The sequence below is a fragment of the Chitinophaga caseinilytica genome (genome assembly GCF_038396765.1).
Taxonomy (GTDB): domain Bacteria; phylum Bacteroidota; class Bacteroidia; order Chitinophagales; family Chitinophagaceae; genus Chitinophaga; species Chitinophaga caseinilytica.
In genome coordinates this window covers 6,070,305-6,090,944 of sequence record NZ_CP150096.1, presented here as the reverse complement: position 1 = coordinate 6,090,944, position 20,640 = coordinate 6,070,305, and the positions used below count along the sequence as shown (strand labels likewise).

Here is a 20,640-nt window from a genome sequence, read left to right as displayed (position 1 = left end):
CTATCACAACATGGCAACCATCAATTTTGGCGGGGTTCTGGAAGACGTAGTAACCAGAGAAGAATTCCCCATGGAAAAGGCAAGAGAAGTGCTGAAGAACGAAACGATCGCTATCATCGGTTACGGCGTACAGGGCCCCGGCCAGGCGCTTAACCTGAAAGACAATGGTTTTAACGTGATCATCGGTCAGCGCAAGAATTCCAAAACCTGGGACAAAGCCGTTGCTGACGGATGGGTACCCGGCGAAACACTCTTCGAAATCGAAGAAGCCGCCCAGAAAGGCACCATCATCCAGTACCTGCTCAGCGACGCCGGACAGATCACGCTGTGGCCGACCCTGAAGCCGTTCCTCACCAAAGGTAAAGCCCTGTATTTCAGCCATGGCTTCGGCATCACCTATAAAGAGCAAACCAACATCATCCCCCCGGCAGATGTAGACGTGATCCTGGTAGCCCCCAAAGGCTCCGGCACTTCCCTCCGCCGCCTGTTCCTCGCAGGTCAGGGCCTGAACTCTTCCTTCGCCATCTTCCAGGATGCTACCGGCAAAGCCCGCGAACGCGTGATCGCCCTCGGTATCGGCGTTGGTTCCGGCTACCTTTTCGAAACCGACTTCAAAAAAGAAGTGTTCTCCGACCTCACCGGTGAGCGTGGTACCCTCATGGGTTGCATCCAGGGTATCTTTGCTGCGCAGTACCAAACCCTCCGCAACAACGGCCACTCTCCCTCCGAAGCGTTCAACGAAACCGTAGAAGAGCTCACCCAGTCGCTCATGCCCCTCGTAGCCGAGAACGGTATGGACTGGATGTACGCCAACTGCTCCACTACCGCTCAGCGCGGTGCGCTCGACTGGTGGAAGAAATTCCGTGACGCTACCCAACCCGTGTTCGATGAGCTGTACGCTTCCGTTGCTACCGGTAAGGAAGCGCAACGTTCCATCGACCTCAACAGCCAGGCCGATTACCGCGAGAAGCTGAACAAGGAGCTCGAAGAGCTGCGCAACAGCGAAATGTGGCAGGCAGGCGCTGCAGTGCGTCAGCTCCGCCCCGGCAAATAACAAAGCCACAAAAAAATAAAATATGAAAAGTACCAGGAAATTGAAAGGAGCCGGCTGCGGCGGCGTTTGCTTGATTTGAAGCAGGCCCCTTTTCTTCCCGGTACTTTTCTTTTTTATTTTTTAACCAATCATTACAATGTCTCAAACGCTCCATACGATCGATACACAGCAAGTTTTAGCAGCAGCAGCCCGCCTCAAGGGCGTGGTAACCCGCACACCCCTCACGTACAACACCAACCTTAGCAGAAGATACCAGGCCAACGTATACCTCAAACGCGAAGACATGCAGGTAGTACGTTCCTACAAGCTCCGCGGAGCTTACAACATGATGAGCACCCTCGACCCCGCCACCCTCTCCAACGGCGTTACCTGCGCCAGCGCGGGCAACCATGCGCAGGGCTTTGCCTGGTCGTGCCGCCGCCTCAACGTGAAAGGCGTCGTATTCATGCCCATCATCACGCCCAAACAGAAAGTAAACCAGGTGAAAATGCACGGCGGCGAAAATATCGAAATACGCCTCGTAGGCGATACGTTCGACGATTGCTCCGCCGAAGCCCAGGCCTTCACCCGCGAACATAAAATGACGTTCATCCCGCCGTTCGACGATCATCGCATCATCGCCGGACAGGGGACTGTTGGCCTCGAAATCCTCGAAGACCTGCCGAAGGTGGATTACATCTTCATGCCCATCGGCGGCGGCGGCCTCGCTTCCGGCGTGGGCGGGTATTTCAGGACGTTCAGCCCGGCTACGAAAATCATCGGCGTAGAGCCCGAAGGCGCGCCTTCCATGCTCCGCGCCCTCGAAAACGGAGCGCCCGTCACCCTCCCGGAAATCGACCGGTTCGTAGACGGCGCCGCCGTGAAAAGGGTCGGCGATCTCACCTTCCGCATCTGCCAGGACGTGCTCGACAAAATGAGCCTCGTGCCGGAAGGGCGCATCTGCTCCACCATCCTCCGCCTGTACAACGAAGACGCCATCGTGGTAGAGCCCGCCGGCGCGCTTTCAATGGCCGCGCTCGACGATTACGCCGAAGCGATCAAAGGCAAGACGGTCGTGTGCGTGGTCAGCGGTTCCAACAACGATATCGACCGCATGCAGGAGATCAAGGAACGGTCGTTGCTGTACGAAGGGCTGAAGCATTACTTCATCGTCCGCTTCGCGCAGCGGCCCGGCGCGCTGAAGGAATTCGTGAACCATGTGCTGGGGCCGGACGACGATATCACCCGGTTCGAGTTCATCCAGAAACATAACAAGGAGACCGGTCCGGCGCTCGTTGGCGTGGAGTTGAAGTACAGGGAAGATTACGATAAACTGCTGGCCAACCTCACCAGATACAATATTCATTACACCGAACTGAATAAAGACGACAATTTGTTCGGCTACCTCGTTTAGTATTGGTTCAACCTATAGTAGTGTAGCGCCCTGGTCTGAGAGGACCGGGGCTTTTTTTTATTACATTCGCCATATGCTCAGTTACTGGGAAAAGGAAAGTTTGCTATCGTACGACTGCATCGTGATCGGCAGCGGGATCGTAGGGCTTTCGGCGGCGATCAGCCTGAAGGAAAAATCCCCCGCCGGCGGATCGCCGTGCTGGAACGGGGGCTTTTGCCCGTGGGGGCCAGTACCCGCAACGCCGGGTTCGCCTGCATCGGCAGCCTCACCGAAATCCTCGACGACCTGGAGCACATGCCCGCCGACGCGGTGGTGCAGCTGGTGAACCTGCGGCGTAAGGGCCTCCAGCTCCTGCGTTCCCGCATCGGCGACGACCGGATGGATTACCGCGAGAACGGCAGTTACGAGTTGATCTCCGACGCCGAAGCGCCTGCGCTGGCGCGGCTCGATGAAGTGAACGAGCTCCTGGGCGGCATTTTGCCCGGGCCGGCATTTTCCATCGCCGACGGCAAGCTCCCGGGCATGGGGATCGTTGCCAAACACCTGGTACAGAACAATTTCGAAGGAGAACTGAACACCGGAAAAATGATGCGCACCCTCATCGATCTCGCTATCGAACGGGGGATAGAAATAAAAACGGGATGCGAGGTGAAGGGGATGGATGAATCTCCCGGCTCCGTAACCGTTCACCTGCAGGGCGGCCTTTCCCTGACCGCGGATTACGTGGCCGTTTGCACGAACGCCTTCACGCCTGCATTAGTTTCCGGGCTGGATATTTCCCCCGGCCGCGGGCAGGTGTTGGTGACGGCACCCGTGAAAGGCTTGCCGTTCAAGGGGATTTATCATTTCGACAAAGGATATTACTATTTCAGGGAATTGCAGGGCCGGGTGCTGTTCGGCGGCGGCCGCAATCTCGACTTCGAAGGAGAAACTACGACCGAACTGCAACTGAACGCGCGCATCCAGGCAGACCTGGAAGAGAAACTGCGGACCATCATCCTTCCGGGCCGCGATGTAACTGTAGAACACCGCTGGTCGGGCATTATGGCTTTCGGTGGAACGAAACAACCCGTCATAAGGGCACATTCTGATCGTATATTCCTTGCCGTGAGAATGGGAGGGATGGGCATCGCCATCGGTTCCGAAGCGGGCCGCATGCTGGCGGGGCTCGTTCCGGCATGACAGATTATATCCATTATTGATGTTTAATTCACCGTGGCTTGTAATCGCCGCGGTGGCGCAGTATATTGTTCAAGCAACGTTAACGGTTATGAAAAAGATCCTTGTACTCATGATGGTGCTGGGGAATTCGGCCCTGGCGCAACAGACTCCTCAAACACTCTGGTACGCCAGGCCCGCCGCGCGGTGGGAAGAAGCCTTGCCCGTAGGGAACGGCCGCCTTGGCGCCATGGTTTACGGCCGCACCGGCAAAGAAATCCTCCAGGTCAACGAAGAAAGCGTTTGGGCCGGTGTCAAATTCAACGATGGTAACGCCAATGCCGGTCAGTATCTCGACACCATCCGGAAACTTATCTTCGAAAACAAAAACGCCGAAGCGTTCGCACTGGCAGACAAGTATTTCCTCGCCACAGACGGCAGCAATCCGCCGCGCCCCGCCCGCAGCTTCCGTTCCAACCAGACGCTCATGAACGTCAACATCGATTATGGTTTCGATGGAACGGAAGGGTACCGCCGCAGCCTCGATCTGCAAACCGGCGTGGCGCTTACCACTTTTTCGGTCAACGGCGTGGAATACCGGCAGGAAGTGATCGCATCCAACCCCGACAACATCATCGCCGTTCATATTTCCGCCTCCAAACCGGGCGCCCTCAATGCTATAATTTCCATCTCCCGCCCCGACCCGCGCGATACGGCGCAAAAGCTCAAAGACGCGAAGGTGACGGCCATCGGCCGGCAACTGGTGATGGACGGGCAGATCATCGATAAAAACGAAAAAGAGAATAAAGGCCCCGAAGGTGCGCACATGCGCTTTGCGGGCATCGTGCAGGTAACACCGTCCGGCGGAACGGCCGTAGCGAAAAACGGGACGATTCAGGTGAAGGGCGCCGGCGCCGTTACACTCTACATCCAGGGCGCTACGAGCTACAATGCCGCAAAAATGGACCTCGATCCCGGCGTAGCCGCAGCCATGGCCAAATGCCGCCGGTTGCTCACCGCCGCTGCTGCGAAGCCGTACGCCGCCATCAAATCGAAACATATCGCGGATTTTAGTCCTGTCATGCAACGTGTGAGCCTGGATCTCGGCACCTCCGTCAACGCGAGCCTCCCAACAGACGAGCGCCTCGCCCTGGTGCGGAAAGGCGGGGAAGATGCAGACCTTACCGAATTGTATTTCCAATACGGCCGTTACCTGCTGCTCAGCAGCTCGCGGGGGCCGGGCGTGCTGCCCGCCAACCTCCAGGGGATCTGGAACCAGCATTTGGACGCGCCCTGGAACGCGGATTTCCATACCAACATCAACCTGCAAATGAACTACTGGCCCGCGGAAGTCACCAACCTTTCCCTGACCACCGCGCCCCTGTTCGATTTCATGGACCGCATCCGCCCGGAAGGCCGCATCACCGCAAAAAAAATGTACAATGCCCGCGGATGGGTAGTGCATCACTGCACCGACGCATTCGGCAAAACCGGTGTCCAGAACGGCGTAGGGTGGGGCACTTTCCCTATGGGCGCCAGCTGGATGTGCCTCCATTTCTGGGAACACTTCGCCTTCACGCTCGATTATAAATTCCTCCGCGAAAAAGCATATCCCATCATGAAGGAACATGCCGAATTCGTGGAAGATTTTCTCGTGAAAAGCCCGGAAGGATACCTCGTGACATCGCCCGCCAGTTCCCCCGAAAACCAGTTCGTGCACCCCGTTACCGGCAAACCGACAGGGCTGACGTACGGGCCTACGATGGACAACCAGATCCTCCGCGAATTCCTTTCCAAATGCGTAGCCGCCGCGCATGCGCTCCGTATCGATTCCGCCGACGCCCAACGTTGGGAAAGCATCATCCGGCAATTGCCGCCTACCCGCACCGGCAAAGACGGCCGCATCCTGGAATGGATCAACGAATATGAAGAAGTGGAGCCCGGCCACCGGCACATCTCGCACCTGTTCGGCCTGTACCCCGGCAGCGAGATCACCGAACAAACACCGTCGCTCTTCGAAGGCGCGATGCGCACCCTCACCGGGAGGCTCGGCAAAGGCGGCGGACATACCGGCTGGAGCCGCGCGTGGATCATCAATTTCTACGCACGCCTCAAGCAGGGAGACAGTGTTTACAACCACATGCAGGCCCTGCTGTCGAAAAGTACGCTGCCCAATTTGTTCGATAACCATCCGCCGTTCCAGATAGACGGGAATTTCGGGGGCACGGCAGGCATCGCGGAAGCACTCGTGCAAAGCCACGGCGCCTACGTGGAACTGTTGCCCGCATTGCCCGCGCAATGGAAAACGGGGAAAGTGACGGGGCTTTGCGTGCGGGGCGGGTTTGAAGTGGACCTGGCCTGGGCAGACGGACAGTTGACCGCCATCACGCTGCGGTCTACCACCGGCCGCAACCTGGTGTTGAAGTACGGGCAACATCTGCTGCCGTTGTCGATGGAAAGGGGGAAGACGATGAACGTGCCGGTAGAACAGTTACTCTAGAAAAAAATAAAACCACATATGATGAGAAAATGGCTGAAGCTCCTGGTATGGGCGCTGCTCCCGGCAACCGCCATGGCGCAGTACAAGCCCACCTGGGAATCTTTGGATAGCAGGCCGGTCCCCGCCTGGTTCGAGAACGCGAAATTCGGGATATTCATTCACTGGGGCGTGTATTCCGTTCCGGCATGGGCGCCTAAGGGCGTGTATTCCGAATGGTACCAGCACTGGCTGCAGTCGGGCAAGACGTACGGCAACGGGCAAAACGGCACCACCGCGGTGCTTGATCATCACAACAGCGTGTACGGAAAGGATTTTTCGTATTACCAGTTCGCTGATCTTTTCAAAGCCGAAGACTTCGACCCCGATGCCTGGGCGAAACTCTTCGAAAAATCGGGCGCCAAATACGTAGTGCTCACTTCCAAACATCACGACGGCTTCGCGCTGTGGCCCAGCAAGGAAGCGACGAAAGCCTTCGGTCGCCCATGGAACGCCATGGACGCGGCTTCCAAACGCGATGTGCTCGGCGATCTGACCGCTGCGGTGAAGAAGACCCCTGTGAAAATGGGCTTCTATTATTCGCTGTACGAATGGTATAACCCGCTGTACGCGAACAAAAAATACGACGAGTATGTCGACTCCCACATGATCCCCCAGCTGAAAGACCTCGTGAACCGGTACCAGCCGGATATCGTGTGGCCCGACGGCGAATGGGACCAGACCGATACGCTCTGGAAATCGCGCGAGTTCCTCACCTGGCTGTATAACGAATCGCCGGTGAAAAGTACCGTAGTGGTGAACGACCGCTGGGGCAAAGGCATCCGGCAGCATCACGGCGGATATTTCACGACGGAGTACGAAGTCGGGAAAACGTTCAGCAAGCCCTGGGAAGAGTGCCGTGGCATGGGGTATTCTTTCGGATATAACCGTAACGAGGATATCGAAGATTACAACAGCGCGCAGTCGCTCATTTACCTGCTGCTCGACATCGTGAGCAGCGGCGGCAATCTGTTGCTCGACATCGGGCCCGACGGGCACGGCAAGATCCCGCCCATCATGCAGGAAAGATTGCTGCAGATCGGGAAGTGGCTGGATGTGAACGGAGAAGCGATCTATGATACCCGTGCCTGGAAAACCCCGGTGCAATGGACCGCCGGCAGCCGCGAGCAGCCCAAGCACCAGGGATACGTAAGCGCCGAAGTGCTCCTGAAGCAAACGGTAGACCCCGCGCCGGGATACGCCCGCAAAGAACTGTTCTTCACCCGCAAGGGAGATGTGGTGTACGCCATCGCACCGGTAATGCCGGAAGGCGTACTGGAGATCAACGGCGTTACGCCCGCCAGCGGTACCACGGTGCAGATGCTGGGCAGGCCCGGCAATCTGAAGTGGACGAAAACCGCGAAAGGCATCACCGTAACCGTTCCGAAACTCACCGCGAAGGAAACGCCCTGCGAGCACGCCTGGACGTTCAAGATCACGAAAGCCGGTTAACCGGTAACGCATCGCATAAAATGAAAAAGCCAGCGCCCGCTGGCTTTTTTTATCTAATGACACGGAATTTTTTTCTTGTGAACGAACATTCATTACATTTGTGTCAAATCTAAATCGAGTAACAGGAGGGAGACCATGCCCTAACGACTATTTGTAGCCTAGCATTGTGATTAACCAAAATGTGGTCTCCTGTGAGCAAAGCCAGATTTCATCCAATTTTTACACTTTTACCAATTTTTTAATTCAGCGCATGTAAGAATTGTACGCACTTTTCATCCGTGGCAGTATTTTACCTTTCTTCTCCTCAGCTTCAGGAAAGGTGAGTAACCCGTATGTCCCGTACACCCTGCATGTAGCCCTATGTACTAACAAAGTCAAAATCTAAATGCGAATGATTATGAAGCAAGTCCTTTCCCTATGGCTTGCGATGATGGCGTGTATACCGGCCATCGCGCAAGACCGTTCCATTTCCGGCAGAGTCACCGATGGTCTTGGTGGAACCCCTCTTCCCGGAGTAACCGTAACCATTAAAGGTACATCGCGGGGTACCGTTACGAATTCCGATGGCGATTACCAGTTGACTGCACCGGCCAACGGCACGCTGGTGTTTTCGTTTGTGGGGTACACGCCCCGCGAAGTGGCTATCGGCAACCAGTCCACGATCAATATGACGCTGAGCGCAGATGAAAAGCAGCTGAGCGAATATGTGGTGAGCGGATACGGCGCTACGCAACGCAGCAAGTTCACTGGTTCCGTTGGGACCGTTTCCGGCGAAAAGCTCAAGGATGTGCCCGCTGCCACGTTCGACCAGATGCTGCAGGGCCGTGTTGCAGGCCTGTACAGTACTTCGGGCAGCGGCCAGCCGGGCACGGCCAACCGCGTAGTGATCCGCGGCCCGGGCTCGATCAGCGGCACCACCGCGCCGTTGTACATTATCGACGGTATTGCCCTGGAAGGCGGTGAGTTCGCGACATTGAACGCGGCCGACTTCGAAACGGTGAACGTATACAAGGATGCGACGGCCACCGCGCTCTACGGTTCCCGCGGGGCAAACGGCGTGATCGTTATCACCACCCGCCGCGGTAAGGCCGGCAAACTCCGCCTCGGCGCCAAAACGCAGTACGGATGGTCGGAGCGCACCCGCCCGAAATTCGATATCATGAATATCGACCAGCGCCTCCAATTCGAAGAGGAAGAAGAATTTGGGGTAGGATGGGAGTTCTCCCCGAAAAACGATGCCTCGTCCGAGCCCGACAAAGCAGTAAGAGCGAAAATTCTGGACAGTCTCCGGAATATCAATACCGACTGGTCCAAGATCTTCCTGCGCGACCGTGCGAAATTCCAGGAACACGAAGTAAACCTTTCCGGCGGGAACGAAAACACCCGGTTCTATACATCCCTCAATTACTTCAACCAGGAAGGTATCGCGCTCCGTTCCGGATTGACGCGCTACAGCTTCCGCTCCAACGTAGACTTTAAGGGCGACCGTTTCACCGGCGCTGTAAACGCTGCGGTCGGCTATTCCGAAGTCAGCGGCATCGAAAATGAAAACTCCTCTTCGGTCGTAAATACCTTCGCGGCGGCATATTATGGCCTGCCGTATGAAGCGCCCTATATCAACGGCGTGCTGGTACATTCCGGGAACGCTGACCGGTTTGGCGGTGTATACGATTTGCGCGAGGGATCGGATGCACTGGAGCGTACGCTCAATACCACGAACCAGACCAATAAGCTCAAGGGAACGCTGAGCATGAACCTGCGGTACGACCTGCTGAAGAATCTCTATGCCCGTACCACCATGGGTATGGATTACCGCCAGCACGACCTGTCGCGCTACATCAACCCCGACTCCTACACCGGAAGCCAGCAAACCGGCCGCCAGGGCTCCTATCAACAAGGTTTTGATAAATACTGGCAGTTCACGGGCAACTACGGGCTTACCTTCCATGAGAATAAAAACAAGCACGATTATGAAGCGTCGCTGATCTACGAATTCATCCGTACCAAATCTTCCAACTCCACCATGACCGGCTACGGCATCAACGGCCTCTTCCCCGAAACGCCCGCCGGTATCACGCCGGGCAATTCCACCAATGGTTTCATCCCGGTATTGGGTGGCGGCAAGTTCGGGACGGGGCTTGCATCTTTCATCTTTATGGGGCGTTACAGCTACGCCGACAAGTATACGCTGAACCTGGCCTTCCGCCGCGATGGTTCTTCCACCGTTCCGAAAGATAACCGCTGGCATAACTTCTGGTCGGTAGGTGCTGGCTGGGACGTGTTGAAAGAAGATTTCATGTTCAACGCTACCGAAAAACTGGATGTGCTCCGCCTGCGCGCCAGCTACGGCGTTTCCGCGACACCGTTCGCGTTCACCAGCACCGGCGCATTCGGGTACATGGCTACCTATTCGCCCACCCGGTATGCAGGCGCCGCCGGCGTAGTGCCCGCCGCCATCGGCAATCCGAATTACGATTGGGAATACACCAAGCAGTTTAACGTGGGCTTTGATGTGAGCGCGTTCAAAAAACGGATCAGCCTGTCGTTCGACTGGTACAACAGGGTAACCGATAACCTGTTCGTGGACGAACAGCTTTCCCGTACCACCGGTTTCTCCGTTCGCCGCATCAATGCCGGCAGCGTTCGCAACCGCGGTATCGATGTAGACCTGAGCGGCGATATCGTACGCACCCGCAACTTCACGCTGTATGCAGGCGCCAACTTCAACTATAACAAGAATGAAGTGACCAACCTGGGTGCGGTGAACGAATTTGAGCAGGGCACTTCCATCATCCGCGTAGGCCTGCCGCTGGGTTCGCACTACATGGTGAAATGGGCTGGCGTGAATCCGGAAACCGGTCGCAGCCAGTATTACGACCGCGAAGGCAAGATCGTGCCGAATGCCCAGTATAATGCTTCTACGATGAGCGTGGCCGAATTCGGTACCTTCAACCCGCCGTTTACCGGAGGCTTCCACCTGGGCGCCCGCTGGAAAGGGCTGTCTGTAGAGGCGCTGTTCTCCTTCGCACAGGGCTTCAAACGCTTCAACAACGAAGACTTCTTCAACGTCAACCCCTCGTTCGCTACGTCCAACCAGGGTACAGACTGGCTGCGCCGCTGGCGGAAACCGGGCGATATCACCGACGTTCCCTCCACTTCCGATCCGCGCCGCTTCAATTCCAAAGATATCCAGGACGCTTCCTACCTGCGGTTCCGTAACCTGAACATGTCTTACGATCTGCCCGCCAGCCTGCTGGAGCGCACCCGGATTTTCAGCAAGATACAGGTATACGTTCAGGCGCAGAATATCCTGACCATCACCAGCTGGAAAGGTTTCGACCCGGAAGACAATAACAACATCAGCCTGTTTGAATATCCGGCCGCACGTACGTACACCGCCGGTCTCCGACTGAATTTCTGATCTCAAGCACTTACATCATGAAAAGAAGAACATATCAACTCGCATATATTTTGCTCGCTGTCGCTTTACTGGGCACGGGCTGCCTGGGTGATCTCGGGATCAAACCCCAGGACCGCGTTCCGCAGCAAGGCGCATTCAATAACGTAACCGCGCTGAATACCGGTGTATTGGGCGTTTACGCCGGCCTTAACTACGGCGCCACGCAATACATCACCACATTGCTCACAGACGAGGCTACCATGCCGCGTGAGAACAATACCGGCCGCGGCGTGATCCCCTGGCGCTGGCAGTACGACCCGGGCACTTCTGCTGAGCCCGCCGCCGCATGGGGCGCATATTACGACGTGATCGACCGCGCCAATCGCGTGCTCGCCGTCATCGATCAGGTTCCCGCCACAGGCGAGGAGCTGGTCACCCGCAACCGGCTGAAGGCCGAGCTGCTGGCCCTCCGTGCGTTCAGTCACCTGGAACTGCTGAGCTATTACAGCGTGGACTATGAACCGGCATCGCCCGGCGTACCGGTCATGACCGAGTCCAAACTGAGCAAACCTCCCCGCGACGCGGTGTCGAAAGTTTACCAGCAGATCAATGCAGACCTGGTTGCCGCAAAAGGCCTTTTCCCGGCCAACTACGTCGTAACGAACCGCCAGCGCATCGATCCGCTGATCGTAACGGCCATCCAGGCCCGCGCTTCCCTGCTGCAAAAGAACTATGATGCGGCCATCAACTTCGCCACCCAGGTGATCGATGCCCGCCCGCTGGCTTCCGCTGCCGCTTTCCCCAATATCTGGACAGACCTTTCCACCGCCGAAGTGATCTGGAAACTGAAACGCGATAACGGCGAGGAACGTCTTGGCGTCAACTACCGCGACAATACCGGCCGCATCATCTGGGCGCCTTCGTTTAAATTGATGGAGTCGTTCGATCCGGTAAACGATATCCGCTTCGCGAACTATTTCAGAAACCTGGGAACAGTAGATGCGCCCCGCTGGACGGCCATAAAATTCGTGGGCGGGCAGGCGGCCCTTGTAAACCTGGCAGACGCCAAGTTGTTCCGTACCGCTGAAATGTACCTGATCCGCGCAGAAGCGAATGCGCGCAAAGCCACTCCCAACGTTGTAGCCGGAGCGGCAGACCTCAATGCGCTGCGCACGGCACGCATCACCGGCTATGTCCCCGAAATCTTCCCCACCGCGGCCGCACTGCTCGACGCCGTGATCCAGGAACGTTTCAAGGAGCTGGCTTTTGAAGCGGCCCGTTATGTGGACTTGCGGAGAAATAACCGCCAGATCAACCGCGGCCCGAAAGACGTTGCCCTGGCACAGGATGCCGTAAATCTGACGCAAGACGACCGGGAATACTGGCTGCCCATTCCGCAGGCGGAAATCTTCGCTAACGAGAATATCGCACAACATCCGAAATGGCAGCAATAAAGAAGTAATATTCTGATAATGAACTATTTAAGCCGGGCGTTACTACGCCCGGCCTTTTTTTGCCCATTTTTTTAACTGTAGATTTAACAATTAAAAATTTGTTGTTATCTTGACACACTAATCCACTTCACGTTATACTGATACTAATATGAACCATCAACTTGTAACATCCGACTACATCGTGTTCGCGATTTACTTCGTGATCGTAGCCGGATACGGTTATTACATTTACAACAGGAAAAGAAAGGCCAGCGCCGACACGAAAGATTTTTTCCTCGCCGAAGGTTCCCTCACCTGGTGGGCCATCGGCGCATCGCTCATCGCGTCTAACATTTCCGCGGAGCAATTCATCGGCATGAGCGGTTCCGGCTTCAAGATGGGCCTGGCCATTTCCACCTATGAATGGATGGCGGCCGCCACCTTGCTCGTGGTCGCGATCTTCTTTTTGCCCATTTATCTGAAGAACAAGATTTACACCATGCCGCAGTTCCTGAGTCAACGCTACAACGGAACGGTGGCCACCATCATGGCGGTTTTCTGGCTGCTGCTGTACGTTTTCGTGAACCTCACCTCCATCCTCTACCTGGGTGCGCTGGCGGTTTCCACGATCTCTGGCTTTAGTTTCACGGCCTGCATGATCGGCCTTGCGGTGTTTGCCATCATCATCACCCTGGGTGGGATGAAGGTGATCGGGTTCACGGACGTGATCCAGGTTTTCTTCCTGATCCTCGGCGGGCTGGCCACCACTTACCTGGCGCTGAACCTGGTGTCCCACCATTTCGGCGGGTCTACCGGAGCGGCTGCCAATACGATGAATGGCATGTGGGACGGGCTTGGGCTCCTCCGGCAAAAAGCCCCCGAACATTTCCACATGATCTTCGACAAGAGCAACGCCAACTATAAAGAACTGCCCGGCCTGGCCGTGCTCATCGGCGGGATGTGGATCGTGAACCTCAATTACTGGGGCTGCAACCAATACATCACGCAACGCGCACTGGGCGCCGATCTTAAAACCGCGCGCAACGGTCTCCTCTTCGCCGGTTTCCTCAAACTGCTCATGCCCATCATCGTTGTACTGCCCGGCATCGCCACCTACGTACTGTGGAAAAACGGCATGTTCGCCGATGAAATGCAGGGCGTGGTAGACGGTGTGAAACAGGTAAAACCCGACCGCGCGTATCCCATCCTCCTCAATCTGCTCCCCGCCGGATTGAAAGGCTTGTCGTTCGCCGCGCTCACCGCCGCCATCGTGGCTTCCCTCGCCGGAAAGGCCAACAGCATCGCCACCATTTTCACGCTGGATATTTACAAGAAACACTTCAAGAAAGAAGCCACAGACGCCGAACAGGTGAACGTAGGCCGCATCGCCATCGTAGTTTCCTGCATCATCGCCGCGTTGGTAGCGCCTGCACTGGGGAACCTCGACCAGGCGTTCCAGTTCATCCAGGAATACACCGGCTTCATTTCTCCGGGCGTGTTCGCCATTTTCATCATGGGCTTCTTCTGGAAACGCACCACCTCGGCCGCCGCACTGGTTGGCGCCGCGCTGGCCATTCCGCTGTCTGTAGCCCTCATGCTCATCTTCCCCGACCTGCCGTTCATCAACCGCATGGGCTGGGTGTTTGTGATCATCGTGGCGCTGATGGTGATCATCAGCCTCATGGACCCGAAAAGCAAAGACAATCCGAAAGCGCTCCAGATCGATACCGGCATGTTCAAACTGGCTCCAGGCTTCGCCGTGGGCGCCATCATCATTTGCGGTATCCTGACAGCACTTTACACCATTTTCTGGTAGTTTTTTTTCGATAGCATCTTTTTACCACGTCTACGATCATGTCATTTTTACTAGGTTACGATATCGGATCTTCTTCCATCAAGGCAGCCCTGCTCGACGTTGAGAGCGGGCGCTGCCTTGCTTCTGCCACCGGCTCCGACGAAGAGCTGCGCATCCGCGTTCCCAAACCGGGATTCGCGGAGCAAGACCCGGAAATGTGGTGGGAGGAAGTCCAAAAAGCCACCCGCCGCCTGCAACAACAATTCCCTTTCGACGCTTCGGCCGTGAAAGGGATCGGCATCGCTTACCAGATGCACGGGCTGGTGTGTGTGGATGAAAAGCTGGAAGTTTTACGTCCATCGATAATTTGGTGCGATAGCCGCGCCGTACAAACCGGCGACGAAGCCGCGCAGCAACTCGGTCACGACTATACGCTGCCGCATCTCCTCAATTCGCCGGGCAATTTCACGGCCTCCAAGCTCCGATGGGTCCGGCAAAATGAGCCGGAACTATATGCGAAAATCCGGCACATCATGCTGCCGGGCGATTTCATCGCCATGCGCCTCACCGGCGTTCCTGCCACTACCAACTCCGGGCTTTCGGAAGGTATTTTCTGGGATTTCAAGGAAAGGAAAGTATCTGGCCGGTTGCTGGAATTATATGATATCGATGCGTCGCTCCTCGCGCCCGTGGTGCCCACATTCGGCGAACAGGGCCGCGTGTCGAAGGCGGCGGCGGAATTGCTCGGCCTGCAGGAAGGCACACCCGTGACCTATCGCGCCGGCGATCAGCCCAACAACGCATTTTCCCTCAATGTGCTCCAGCCCGGAGAAGCCGCCACAACAGCGGGTACCTCGGGCGTGGTGTACGCCGTGCACGACCAGCCTGCGTTCGACGCGCAAAGCCGTGTCAATACCTTTATGCATGTCAATAATTCGGAGGAAGAAGTCCGCAACGGCGTACTGATGTGCCTCAACGGAACGGGCATCCTCAACAGCTGGCTGCGGCAGGTTTCCGGCGGGATTTCCTATGACAGGATGAACCAGCTGGCGGAAAAAGCGCCTCCCGGGGCGGAAGGGCTTCGCATTTTTCCCTTCGGGAACGGAGCCGAAAGGATCCTCGAAAACAGGCTCCCCGGCGCCAGCGTGCATGGGCTCGACTTCGGTATCCACAGCCAGGGGCACCTGCTCCGCGCCGGCCAGGAAGGCATCGTATTCGCTTTGGCGTACGGGATGGACATCATGCGCGACATGGGCCTGCGCATCAACCGCGTCCGCGCCGGAAAAGCGAATATGTTCCTCAGTCCCCTCTTCCGCGAAGCTTTCGCCAACGCCACCGGCGCCGAAATAGAATTGTACAATACCGACGGCGCCCAGGGCGCTGCGCGCGGAGCCGGGGTAGGAGCGGGCGTTTTCGCATCTTTCGGGGAAGCTTTCCGGGGAATGGACTGCCTTGCTACCATTTCGCCCGACGAAAAACAAACCGTCTACCAAAACGCGTATGCAGATTGGAAAATCAAACTCCAGCAAATATTGTCGAACCGATAAAATCATTTCAAATGCAGATCATAACAGGAAACAAAACGTACTTCCCCACAGTGGGCGCCATCAAATACGAAGGCCCGAAATCCGACAACCCTTTTGCGTATAAATGGTACAACGAAAACGCGACCATTAACGGCAAAACGCTGAGAGAGCTCTTCAAATTCGCCGTGAGCTACTGGCACACCTTCTGCGGAACGGGCGGAGACCCCTTCGGCCCTGGTACCAAAGACTTCCCATGGCTCGTTTCCTCCGACCCGATCCAGTCGGCAAAAGATAAAATGGACGCCGCTTTCGAGTTCATCACCAAGCTCGGGGTGCCATATTACTGCTTCCACGACATCGACCTCATCGACGAGGGCGCTTCGATCGCCGAATACGAAAAAAGGATGCAGTCGATCGTGGACTACGCGAAAGAAAAACAAAAAGCCTCCGGCGTGAAGCTCCTCTGGGGCACCGCCAACGTGTTCAGCAACCCGCGCTACATGAACGGCGCATCCACCAACCCGGACTTTTCCGTGGTGGCCTATGCCGGCACGCAGGTGAAAAATTCCCTCGACGCAACGATCGCCCTGGGCGGCGAAAATTACGTGTTCTGGGGCGGCCGCGAAGGGTACATGACGCTGCTGAACACCGATATGAAACGTGAGCTCGACCATCTCGGCCGCTTCCTGTCCATGGCCCGCGATTACGCGCGGAAGCAGGGTTTCAAGGGTACGTTCTTCATCGAGCCCAAACCCTGTGAGCCCACCAAGCACCAGTACGATTACGATAGCGCCACGGTGATCGGGTTCCTCCGCCAGTATGGCCTCGACAAGGATTTCAAGCTCAATATCGAAGTGAACCACGCCACCCTGGCCGGCCATACCTTCCAACACGAGCTACAGGTAGCGGCAGACGCGGGCATGCTGGGCAGCATAGACGCCAACCGCGGCGATTACCAGAACGGTTGGGATACCGACCAGTTCCCCATGAACCTCAACGAGCTCGTGGAAACCATGCTGGTGATCCTCGAAGCCGGCGGGTTCGCCGGCGGCGGTGTGAACTTCGACGCAAAAGCGCGCCGCAATTCCACCGACCTCGAAGATATTTTCCACGCCCATATCGGCGGCATGGACGCCTTCGCCCGCGCGGCTTTCGTGGCCGACCGCATGCTCCGCGAATCGCCCTACCGCCAGTTCCGCAAAGACCGCTACGCTTCCTTCGACTCCGGCAAAGGCCAGGAATTCGAGCAGGGCAAGCTTTCCCTCGAAGACCTTCGCGCTTTCGCCGTGGCCAATGGTGAGCCGAAACAGACCAGCGGCCGGCAGGAATGGCTGGAAAACATCATCAATCAGTATATTTAGGGCAAAATCAAAGCATGGCATTCAGTATCACGCATAAAGAAGAGAACGGCTTTTCCATCATCGCGCTGCAAGACGACGCAGGCGCGGAAGTGCAGATCATACCCGGATACGGCGCCCTCCTGCATGCATTCATCATACCGCAGGGAGGCGCAAACATCAATGTGATAGACAGTTACAGCAGTTCGGACGATCTGAACGCAGGCGTGACGAACAGTTTCAAAAGCGTGAAACTGAGCCCGTTCGCCTGCCGGATCAAGGACGCGGCGTACAGTTGGGAGGGGAAGGATTATACGATCAGGAAATCCCCCATCCACGGGCTGCTCTACGATCAGCCTTTCTCCCTCATCAAGGAAGAGGCGGCCGACAGCTTCGCCGAAATCTCGCTGGAACATCATTACGCCGGCGACGATCCGGGATACCCGTTCCCTTACCGCTGCGAGGTACAGTACCGCCTGCTGGCCGATCAGCAACTGCAGATCACCACCGCGGTTTTCAACCTCCACAACGCGCCCATCCCCATGATGGACGGCTGGCATCCGTACTTCTCGACGGGCACGCCGGTAGACAGGCTGGAGTTGCAGTTCAGCAGCACCGCCATCGTGGAGTTCGACGAAAAACTCATCCCCACGGGCAAAACGCTGCCCTTTACGGAGTTCAACGGCGGGAAAAGCATGAACGGCGTATCGCTCGATAATTCATTTTTGGTGGATTTTGAAGCGGCACAGCCGGTGTGCACCCTCACGGATCCCGAAAAAGGGTCAGGATCGCTTTCTTCCCCGAGAAGAGCTATCCCGTGTTGCAGGTATATACACCGCCGCACCGGAACAGCATCGCGATCGAAAACCTGACCGGTGCCCCCAATGCTTTCAATAACGGCATCGGACTGGTGACGGTTGAGCCCGGCCACAGCGCAATTTTCCGGACGGGCCTGCAGGTAACCGGGTTCTGACAGTTGTTTTGGCACAGACTTTGGATTTATGGGGTAACCCCTCTTTATTCACCCATAAATTGTCATGTCATGGACATCCTGATGATCAAGGACCGGTGGAATGAGATCAGATCGAAGCTGAAACAACTTTTCGCCGATCTGACGGAGACGGATCTTACCTATGAGCAGGGGAAAGATGACCGCCTCATCCGCCAGATACAAATAAGACTCGGTATATCCAGGGACGAAGTGATCTCGCTGATCCGCTCCCTGTAATAAGTCGAACGAAAAACGGTAATTCCCGGGGAAGCGATTCCTGCGGGAATTGCTTTTTTAACTACTTTCGTGTCTTAACTATTTTCCGGACGCAAATGTTAGAATAATATGAAACCCATTAGATTGTACCTGGTAACCTTGCTCCTGACCCTGACGGGCAGGGCGGCAATGGCGCAGACCGAAACTCCCGTTACCCTCCGCGGGCAGGTCACCAGTTTCGACGGCAAGCTTGTCTTATATCCCGCCACGATCCGGAACAAAAACACCGGCGCACGCGTTTTTTCCGACCAGGGAGGGTATTACCGGATTTCGGCCCGGCAGGGTGATGAGATCGTGGTATCTTTTATCGGTTATGTGTCTGACAGTGTGAAGGTGATCAACCTCGCCGGCACGCAGGTGGCCAATATCCGCCTCAATGCCCGGGAAAGGTTCCTGCCCCAGGTGGAAGTATCCGGCAAATGGAACGCCTATCAGCTCGATTCCCTGGCGCGGTACGAAGAGTTCAAGCCCTTCCTCGAAGCGAAGGAACAAACGCTCGTCAACACCGAAAAACGTAGCCAGGGCGGATTTGGACTGGTGCTCAGTCCTTTCACCCGCGGCTCCCGCGAGCAGAAAGACCTGCGTAAATTCAAGAAACTTTATGAAGAGAACGAGCGCCAGCAGTTCATGGACTACCGCTATTCCAAAAGCTTCGTGAGCACCGTTACCGGCCTGAAGGGCGATTCGCTCATGCGGTTCACTCAGGCGTACACCCCCAGCTACGAGATGCTGCGCACCATCAACCAGGAAGACCTGATCATGTGGATCTCCGTCCGCGCCAAACAATGGCGCCAAAATCCGGCTGTCCGCATCAAGGAAAACGATTAATGTATTAATTCCATAAAAAAACGGCTGACCAGATGATGGTCAGCCGTTTTTTGTTTTCATTATTCCGAACCGATATTCAACCTTTTCACCCTGAAGTACCCTTTGATTTTCGTGGTGCCCGTAGACGGCGGGTTACTGAATATGTAATACCCTGACTTTTCCAGCTCGAAGCTGCCTAACACCCAGCCGAAATTGCCGATTTCGAAGACATCCAGCTTTCCGGGGCTGGGCACCGCCTTCCCACCGGAATTATATACCTGTGCATATGTTTTGGTGGTGCCGATGTTCAGCAGGAACAGAATTTTGGTAGCATCCCAGCTAAATTGGCCGGTCGTTTTTCCCTGCCATTTCACGCTGGCTGTAATACCGTCCTGCTGCGCCATCGCGAAACTTTCACCCGGGGTAACCTGTCCGCCGGAATTACCATAAGTCGTATAATCTCCTCCGGCGATGGATACGGAAATACCTTCCGGCGCCACAAACACCCTTGCGATGAGTATCCCGACGGCCCTTCCTTTGGATTTGACGTTGACGGAAACCACCACCGGGTTCACAGCCGGGATTTTAGCGGGGGCGGTATATTTGGCGGTATTGCCGGTGGGTGCGAGTTGCCCTGTGCCCAGGAGCGTCCATTTTTCGATGAACTTCGCGTTGAGATGGGTTTTAGGATCGAGCAGGGCGGCTTCCTGGCCTTCTTTGGTCAGCGGCACCAGCAGGTCATCGTCCCCCGGGAGCACGCATTTCACTACCAATGGCATCTGTTGCCCGGGGTCGGCCATGGAAATACCGGGCTCCAGCGAAATGGCTTCGAAGAAGCTCCAGTCTGAAAAGTGGGTGGTTTTCACCTCGAGGGTTTTGGCAGCTTCATTTTGAATGGTACCTAAACCGTACCAAACGCCGTCTGCCTTCTGCGTGGCAATACCGAGTGCGGCGGCAAATGTGCCCTGGAGGTCGTCTGCCGTATACCTGAACTTCAACGTGGCCGGTTTTTTGAACGTAACACCTTCAGGTTGAAGGCGATACGCGATGCCTTTGCCGCCGGGAGCGGTATTGGAAATTGGCTGGATGAAAAATTCCGTCTCCTTTTCCACTGCGCCCGCGGGGATGTCGATCGTTAGCCGGGCGCCGGGGTATTCGATCGTACCGCCCGCCGTACCGATCTTTTTGCTGAATACGGTACCGCTAGGCGTGCCCTTGGGCCGGGGAGTCCCGGTTTGCTGGCTGCCGCCTCCCCCGCCGTTGCCTGGCGGATTGGCGGGATTTTCGGGTTGGGGCTTGGAACATTGCGAGAAAAATATCGCGGAGATGATGAGGGGGAAACAAATAAATCTTTTCATGATGCACTATTAAAATTAAAGTAGTGCAAAGTTAGCGTGCGTAAAAAGCGCACTTCTCCGTAAAAACCCGTAAATCAATAAATAAGCGAAGGACCGGCTGCTCGGGGTGTTCCCTTGCGGCCGG

General features: G+C 56.2%; 14 protein-coding genes. 13 read left to right on the top strand and 1 reads right to left on the bottom strand.

The window, feature by feature from the left end; all coding sequences use genetic code 11:
- Positions 1–10: 10 nt before the first annotated feature.
- The 13 genes from ilvC (at position 11) to WJU22_RS25130 (ending at position 19,179) form a co-directional block, all read left to right on the top strand.
- Entirely contained in the window at positions 11–1,054 is a 1,044-nt protein-coding gene (gene ilvC / locus WJU22_RS25190; RefSeq protein WP_341840932.1) for a ketol-acid reductoisomerase, read from the top strand.
- 136 nt (positions 1,055–1,190) lie between these two features.
- Positions 1,191–2,447, top strand: coding sequence for a threonine ammonia-lyase (gene ilvA, locus WJU22_RS25185; RefSeq protein ID WP_341840931.1), 1,257 nt, complete (start codon positions 1,191–1,193; stop codon positions 2,445–2,447).
- Positions 2,448–2,666: 219 nt separating this feature from the next.
- Positions 2,667–3,629 carry an FAD-dependent oxidoreductase gene (locus WJU22_RS25180; RefSeq protein ID WP_341840930.1) on the top strand — a complete coding sequence of 321 codons (963 nt, stop codon included), beginning with the start codon at positions 2,667–2,669 and terminating at the stop codon, positions 3,627–3,629.
- An 88-nt stretch (positions 3,630–3,717) separates the two neighbouring features.
- Complete coding sequence (locus WJU22_RS25175; RefSeq protein ID WP_341840929.1) at positions 3,718–6,105, top strand: glycoside hydrolase family 95 protein; 2,388 nt, start codon at positions 3,718–3,720, stop codon at positions 6,103–6,105.
- Positions 6,106–6,123: 18 nt separating this feature from the next.
- Positions 6,124–7,593, top strand: a complete 1,470-nt coding sequence (locus tag WJU22_RS25170) for an alpha-L-fucosidase (protein ID WP_341840928.1) — start codon at positions 6,124–6,126, stop codon at positions 7,591–7,593.
- 397 nt (positions 7,594–7,990) lie between these two features.
- The gene (locus tag WJU22_RS25165) at positions 7,991–11,014 is read left to right on the top strand and encodes a SusC/RagA family TonB-linked outer membrane protein (RefSeq protein ID WP_341840927.1); all 3,024 of its coding nucleotides are present in this window, start codon (positions 7,991–7,993) and stop codon (positions 11,012–11,014) included.
- Positions 11,015–11,031: 17 nt separating this feature from the next.
- Entirely contained in the window at positions 11,032–12,447 is a 1,416-nt protein-coding gene (locus tag WJU22_RS25160; protein WP_341840926.1) for a RagB/SusD family nutrient uptake outer membrane protein, read from the top strand.
- 148 nt (positions 12,448–12,595) lie between these two features.
- A complete protein-coding gene (locus WJU22_RS25155; RefSeq protein ID WP_341840925.1) occupies positions 12,596–14,242 on the top strand; it encodes a sodium/sugar symporter in 1,647 nt (548 codons plus the stop codon).
- A 38-nt stretch (positions 14,243–14,280) separates the two neighbouring features.
- Entirely contained in the window at positions 14,281–15,768 is a 1,488-nt protein-coding gene (locus WJU22_RS25150) for a xylulokinase (RefSeq protein ID WP_341840924.1), read from the top strand.
- Positions 15,769–15,779: 11 nt separating this feature from the next.
- Positions 15,780–17,108 (top strand): xylose isomerase, encoded by a 1,329-nt coding sequence (gene xylA / locus WJU22_RS25145; protein WP_341840923.1) that lies wholly within the window; start codon positions 15,780–15,782, stop codon positions 17,106–17,108.
- 14 nt (positions 17,109–17,122) lie between these two features.
- Positions 17,123–17,956 (top strand): aldose 1-epimerase, encoded by an 834-nt coding sequence (locus tag WJU22_RS25140; RefSeq protein ID WP_341840922.1) that lies wholly within the window; start codon positions 17,123–17,125, stop codon positions 17,954–17,956.
- A gap of 170 nt (positions 17,957–18,126) precedes the next feature.
- Positions 18,127–18,312: a CsbD family protein gene (locus WJU22_RS25135; protein WP_126246991.1), complete on the top strand. Its 186-nt coding sequence runs from the start codon at positions 18,127–18,129 to the stop codon at positions 18,310–18,312.
- Positions 18,313–18,420: 108 nt separating this feature from the next.
- The gene (locus WJU22_RS25130) at positions 18,421–19,179 is read left to right on the top strand and encodes a hypothetical protein (protein ID WP_341840921.1); all 759 of its coding nucleotides are present in this window, start codon (positions 18,421–18,423) and stop codon (positions 19,177–19,179) included.
- A gap of 59 nt (positions 19,180–19,238) precedes the next feature.
- Here the strand turns inward: WJU22_RS25130 and WJU22_RS25125 are convergent, their stop codons facing one another.
- Positions 19,239–20,516 (bottom strand): hypothetical protein, encoded by a 1,278-nt coding sequence (locus WJU22_RS25125; RefSeq protein ID WP_341840920.1) that lies wholly within the window; start codon positions 20,514–20,516, stop codon positions 19,239–19,241.
- Positions 20,517–20,640 lie beyond the last annotated feature (124 nt).

What these genes read in the sequence shown, in the direction of transcription:
- ilvC (WP_341840932.1), top strand. Translation starts at nt 11, where the DNA reads ATGGCAACCATCAATTTTGGCGGGGTTCTGGAAGACGTAGTAACCAGA.
- ilvA (WP_341840931.1), top strand. Translation starts at nt 1,191, where the DNA reads ATGTCTCAAACGCTCCATACGATCGATACACAGCAAGTTTTAGCAGCA.
- WJU22_RS25175 (WP_341840929.1), top strand. Translation starts at nt 3,718, where the DNA reads ATGAAAAAGATCCTTGTACTCATGATGGTGCTGGGGAATTCGGCCCTG.
- WJU22_RS25170 (WP_341840928.1), top strand. Translation starts at nt 6,124, where the DNA reads ATGATGAGAAAATGGCTGAAGCTCCTGGTATGGGCGCTGCTCCCGGCA.
- WJU22_RS25165 (WP_341840927.1), top strand. Translation starts at nt 7,991, where the DNA reads ATGAAGCAAGTCCTTTCCCTATGGCTTGCGATGATGGCGTGTATACCG.
- WJU22_RS25160 (WP_341840926.1), top strand. Translation starts at nt 11,032, where the DNA reads ATGAAAAGAAGAACATATCAACTCGCATATATTTTGCTCGCTGTCGCT.
- WJU22_RS25155 (WP_341840925.1), top strand. Translation starts at nt 12,596, where the DNA reads ATGAACCATCAACTTGTAACATCCGACTACATCGTGTTCGCGATTTAC.
- WJU22_RS25150 (WP_341840924.1), top strand. Translation starts at nt 14,281, where the DNA reads ATGTCATTTTTACTAGGTTACGATATCGGATCTTCTTCCATCAAGGCA.
- xylA (WP_341840923.1), top strand. Translation starts at nt 15,780, where the DNA reads ATGCAGATCATAACAGGAAACAAAACGTACTTCCCCACAGTGGGCGCC.
- WJU22_RS25140 (WP_341840922.1), top strand. Translation starts at nt 17,123, where the DNA reads ATGGCATTCAGTATCACGCATAAAGAAGAGAACGGCTTTTCCATCATC.
- WJU22_RS25135 (WP_126246991.1), top strand. Translation starts at nt 18,127, where the DNA reads ATGGACATCCTGATGATCAAGGACCGGTGGAATGAGATCAGATCGAAG.
- WJU22_RS25130 (WP_341840921.1), top strand. Translation starts at nt 18,421, where the DNA reads ATGAAACCCATTAGATTGTACCTGGTAACCTTGCTCCTGACCCTGACG.
- WJU22_RS25125 (WP_341840920.1), bottom strand. Translation starts at nt 20,516, where the DNA reads ATGAAAAGATTTATTTGTTTCCCCCTCATCATCTCCGCGATATTTTTC.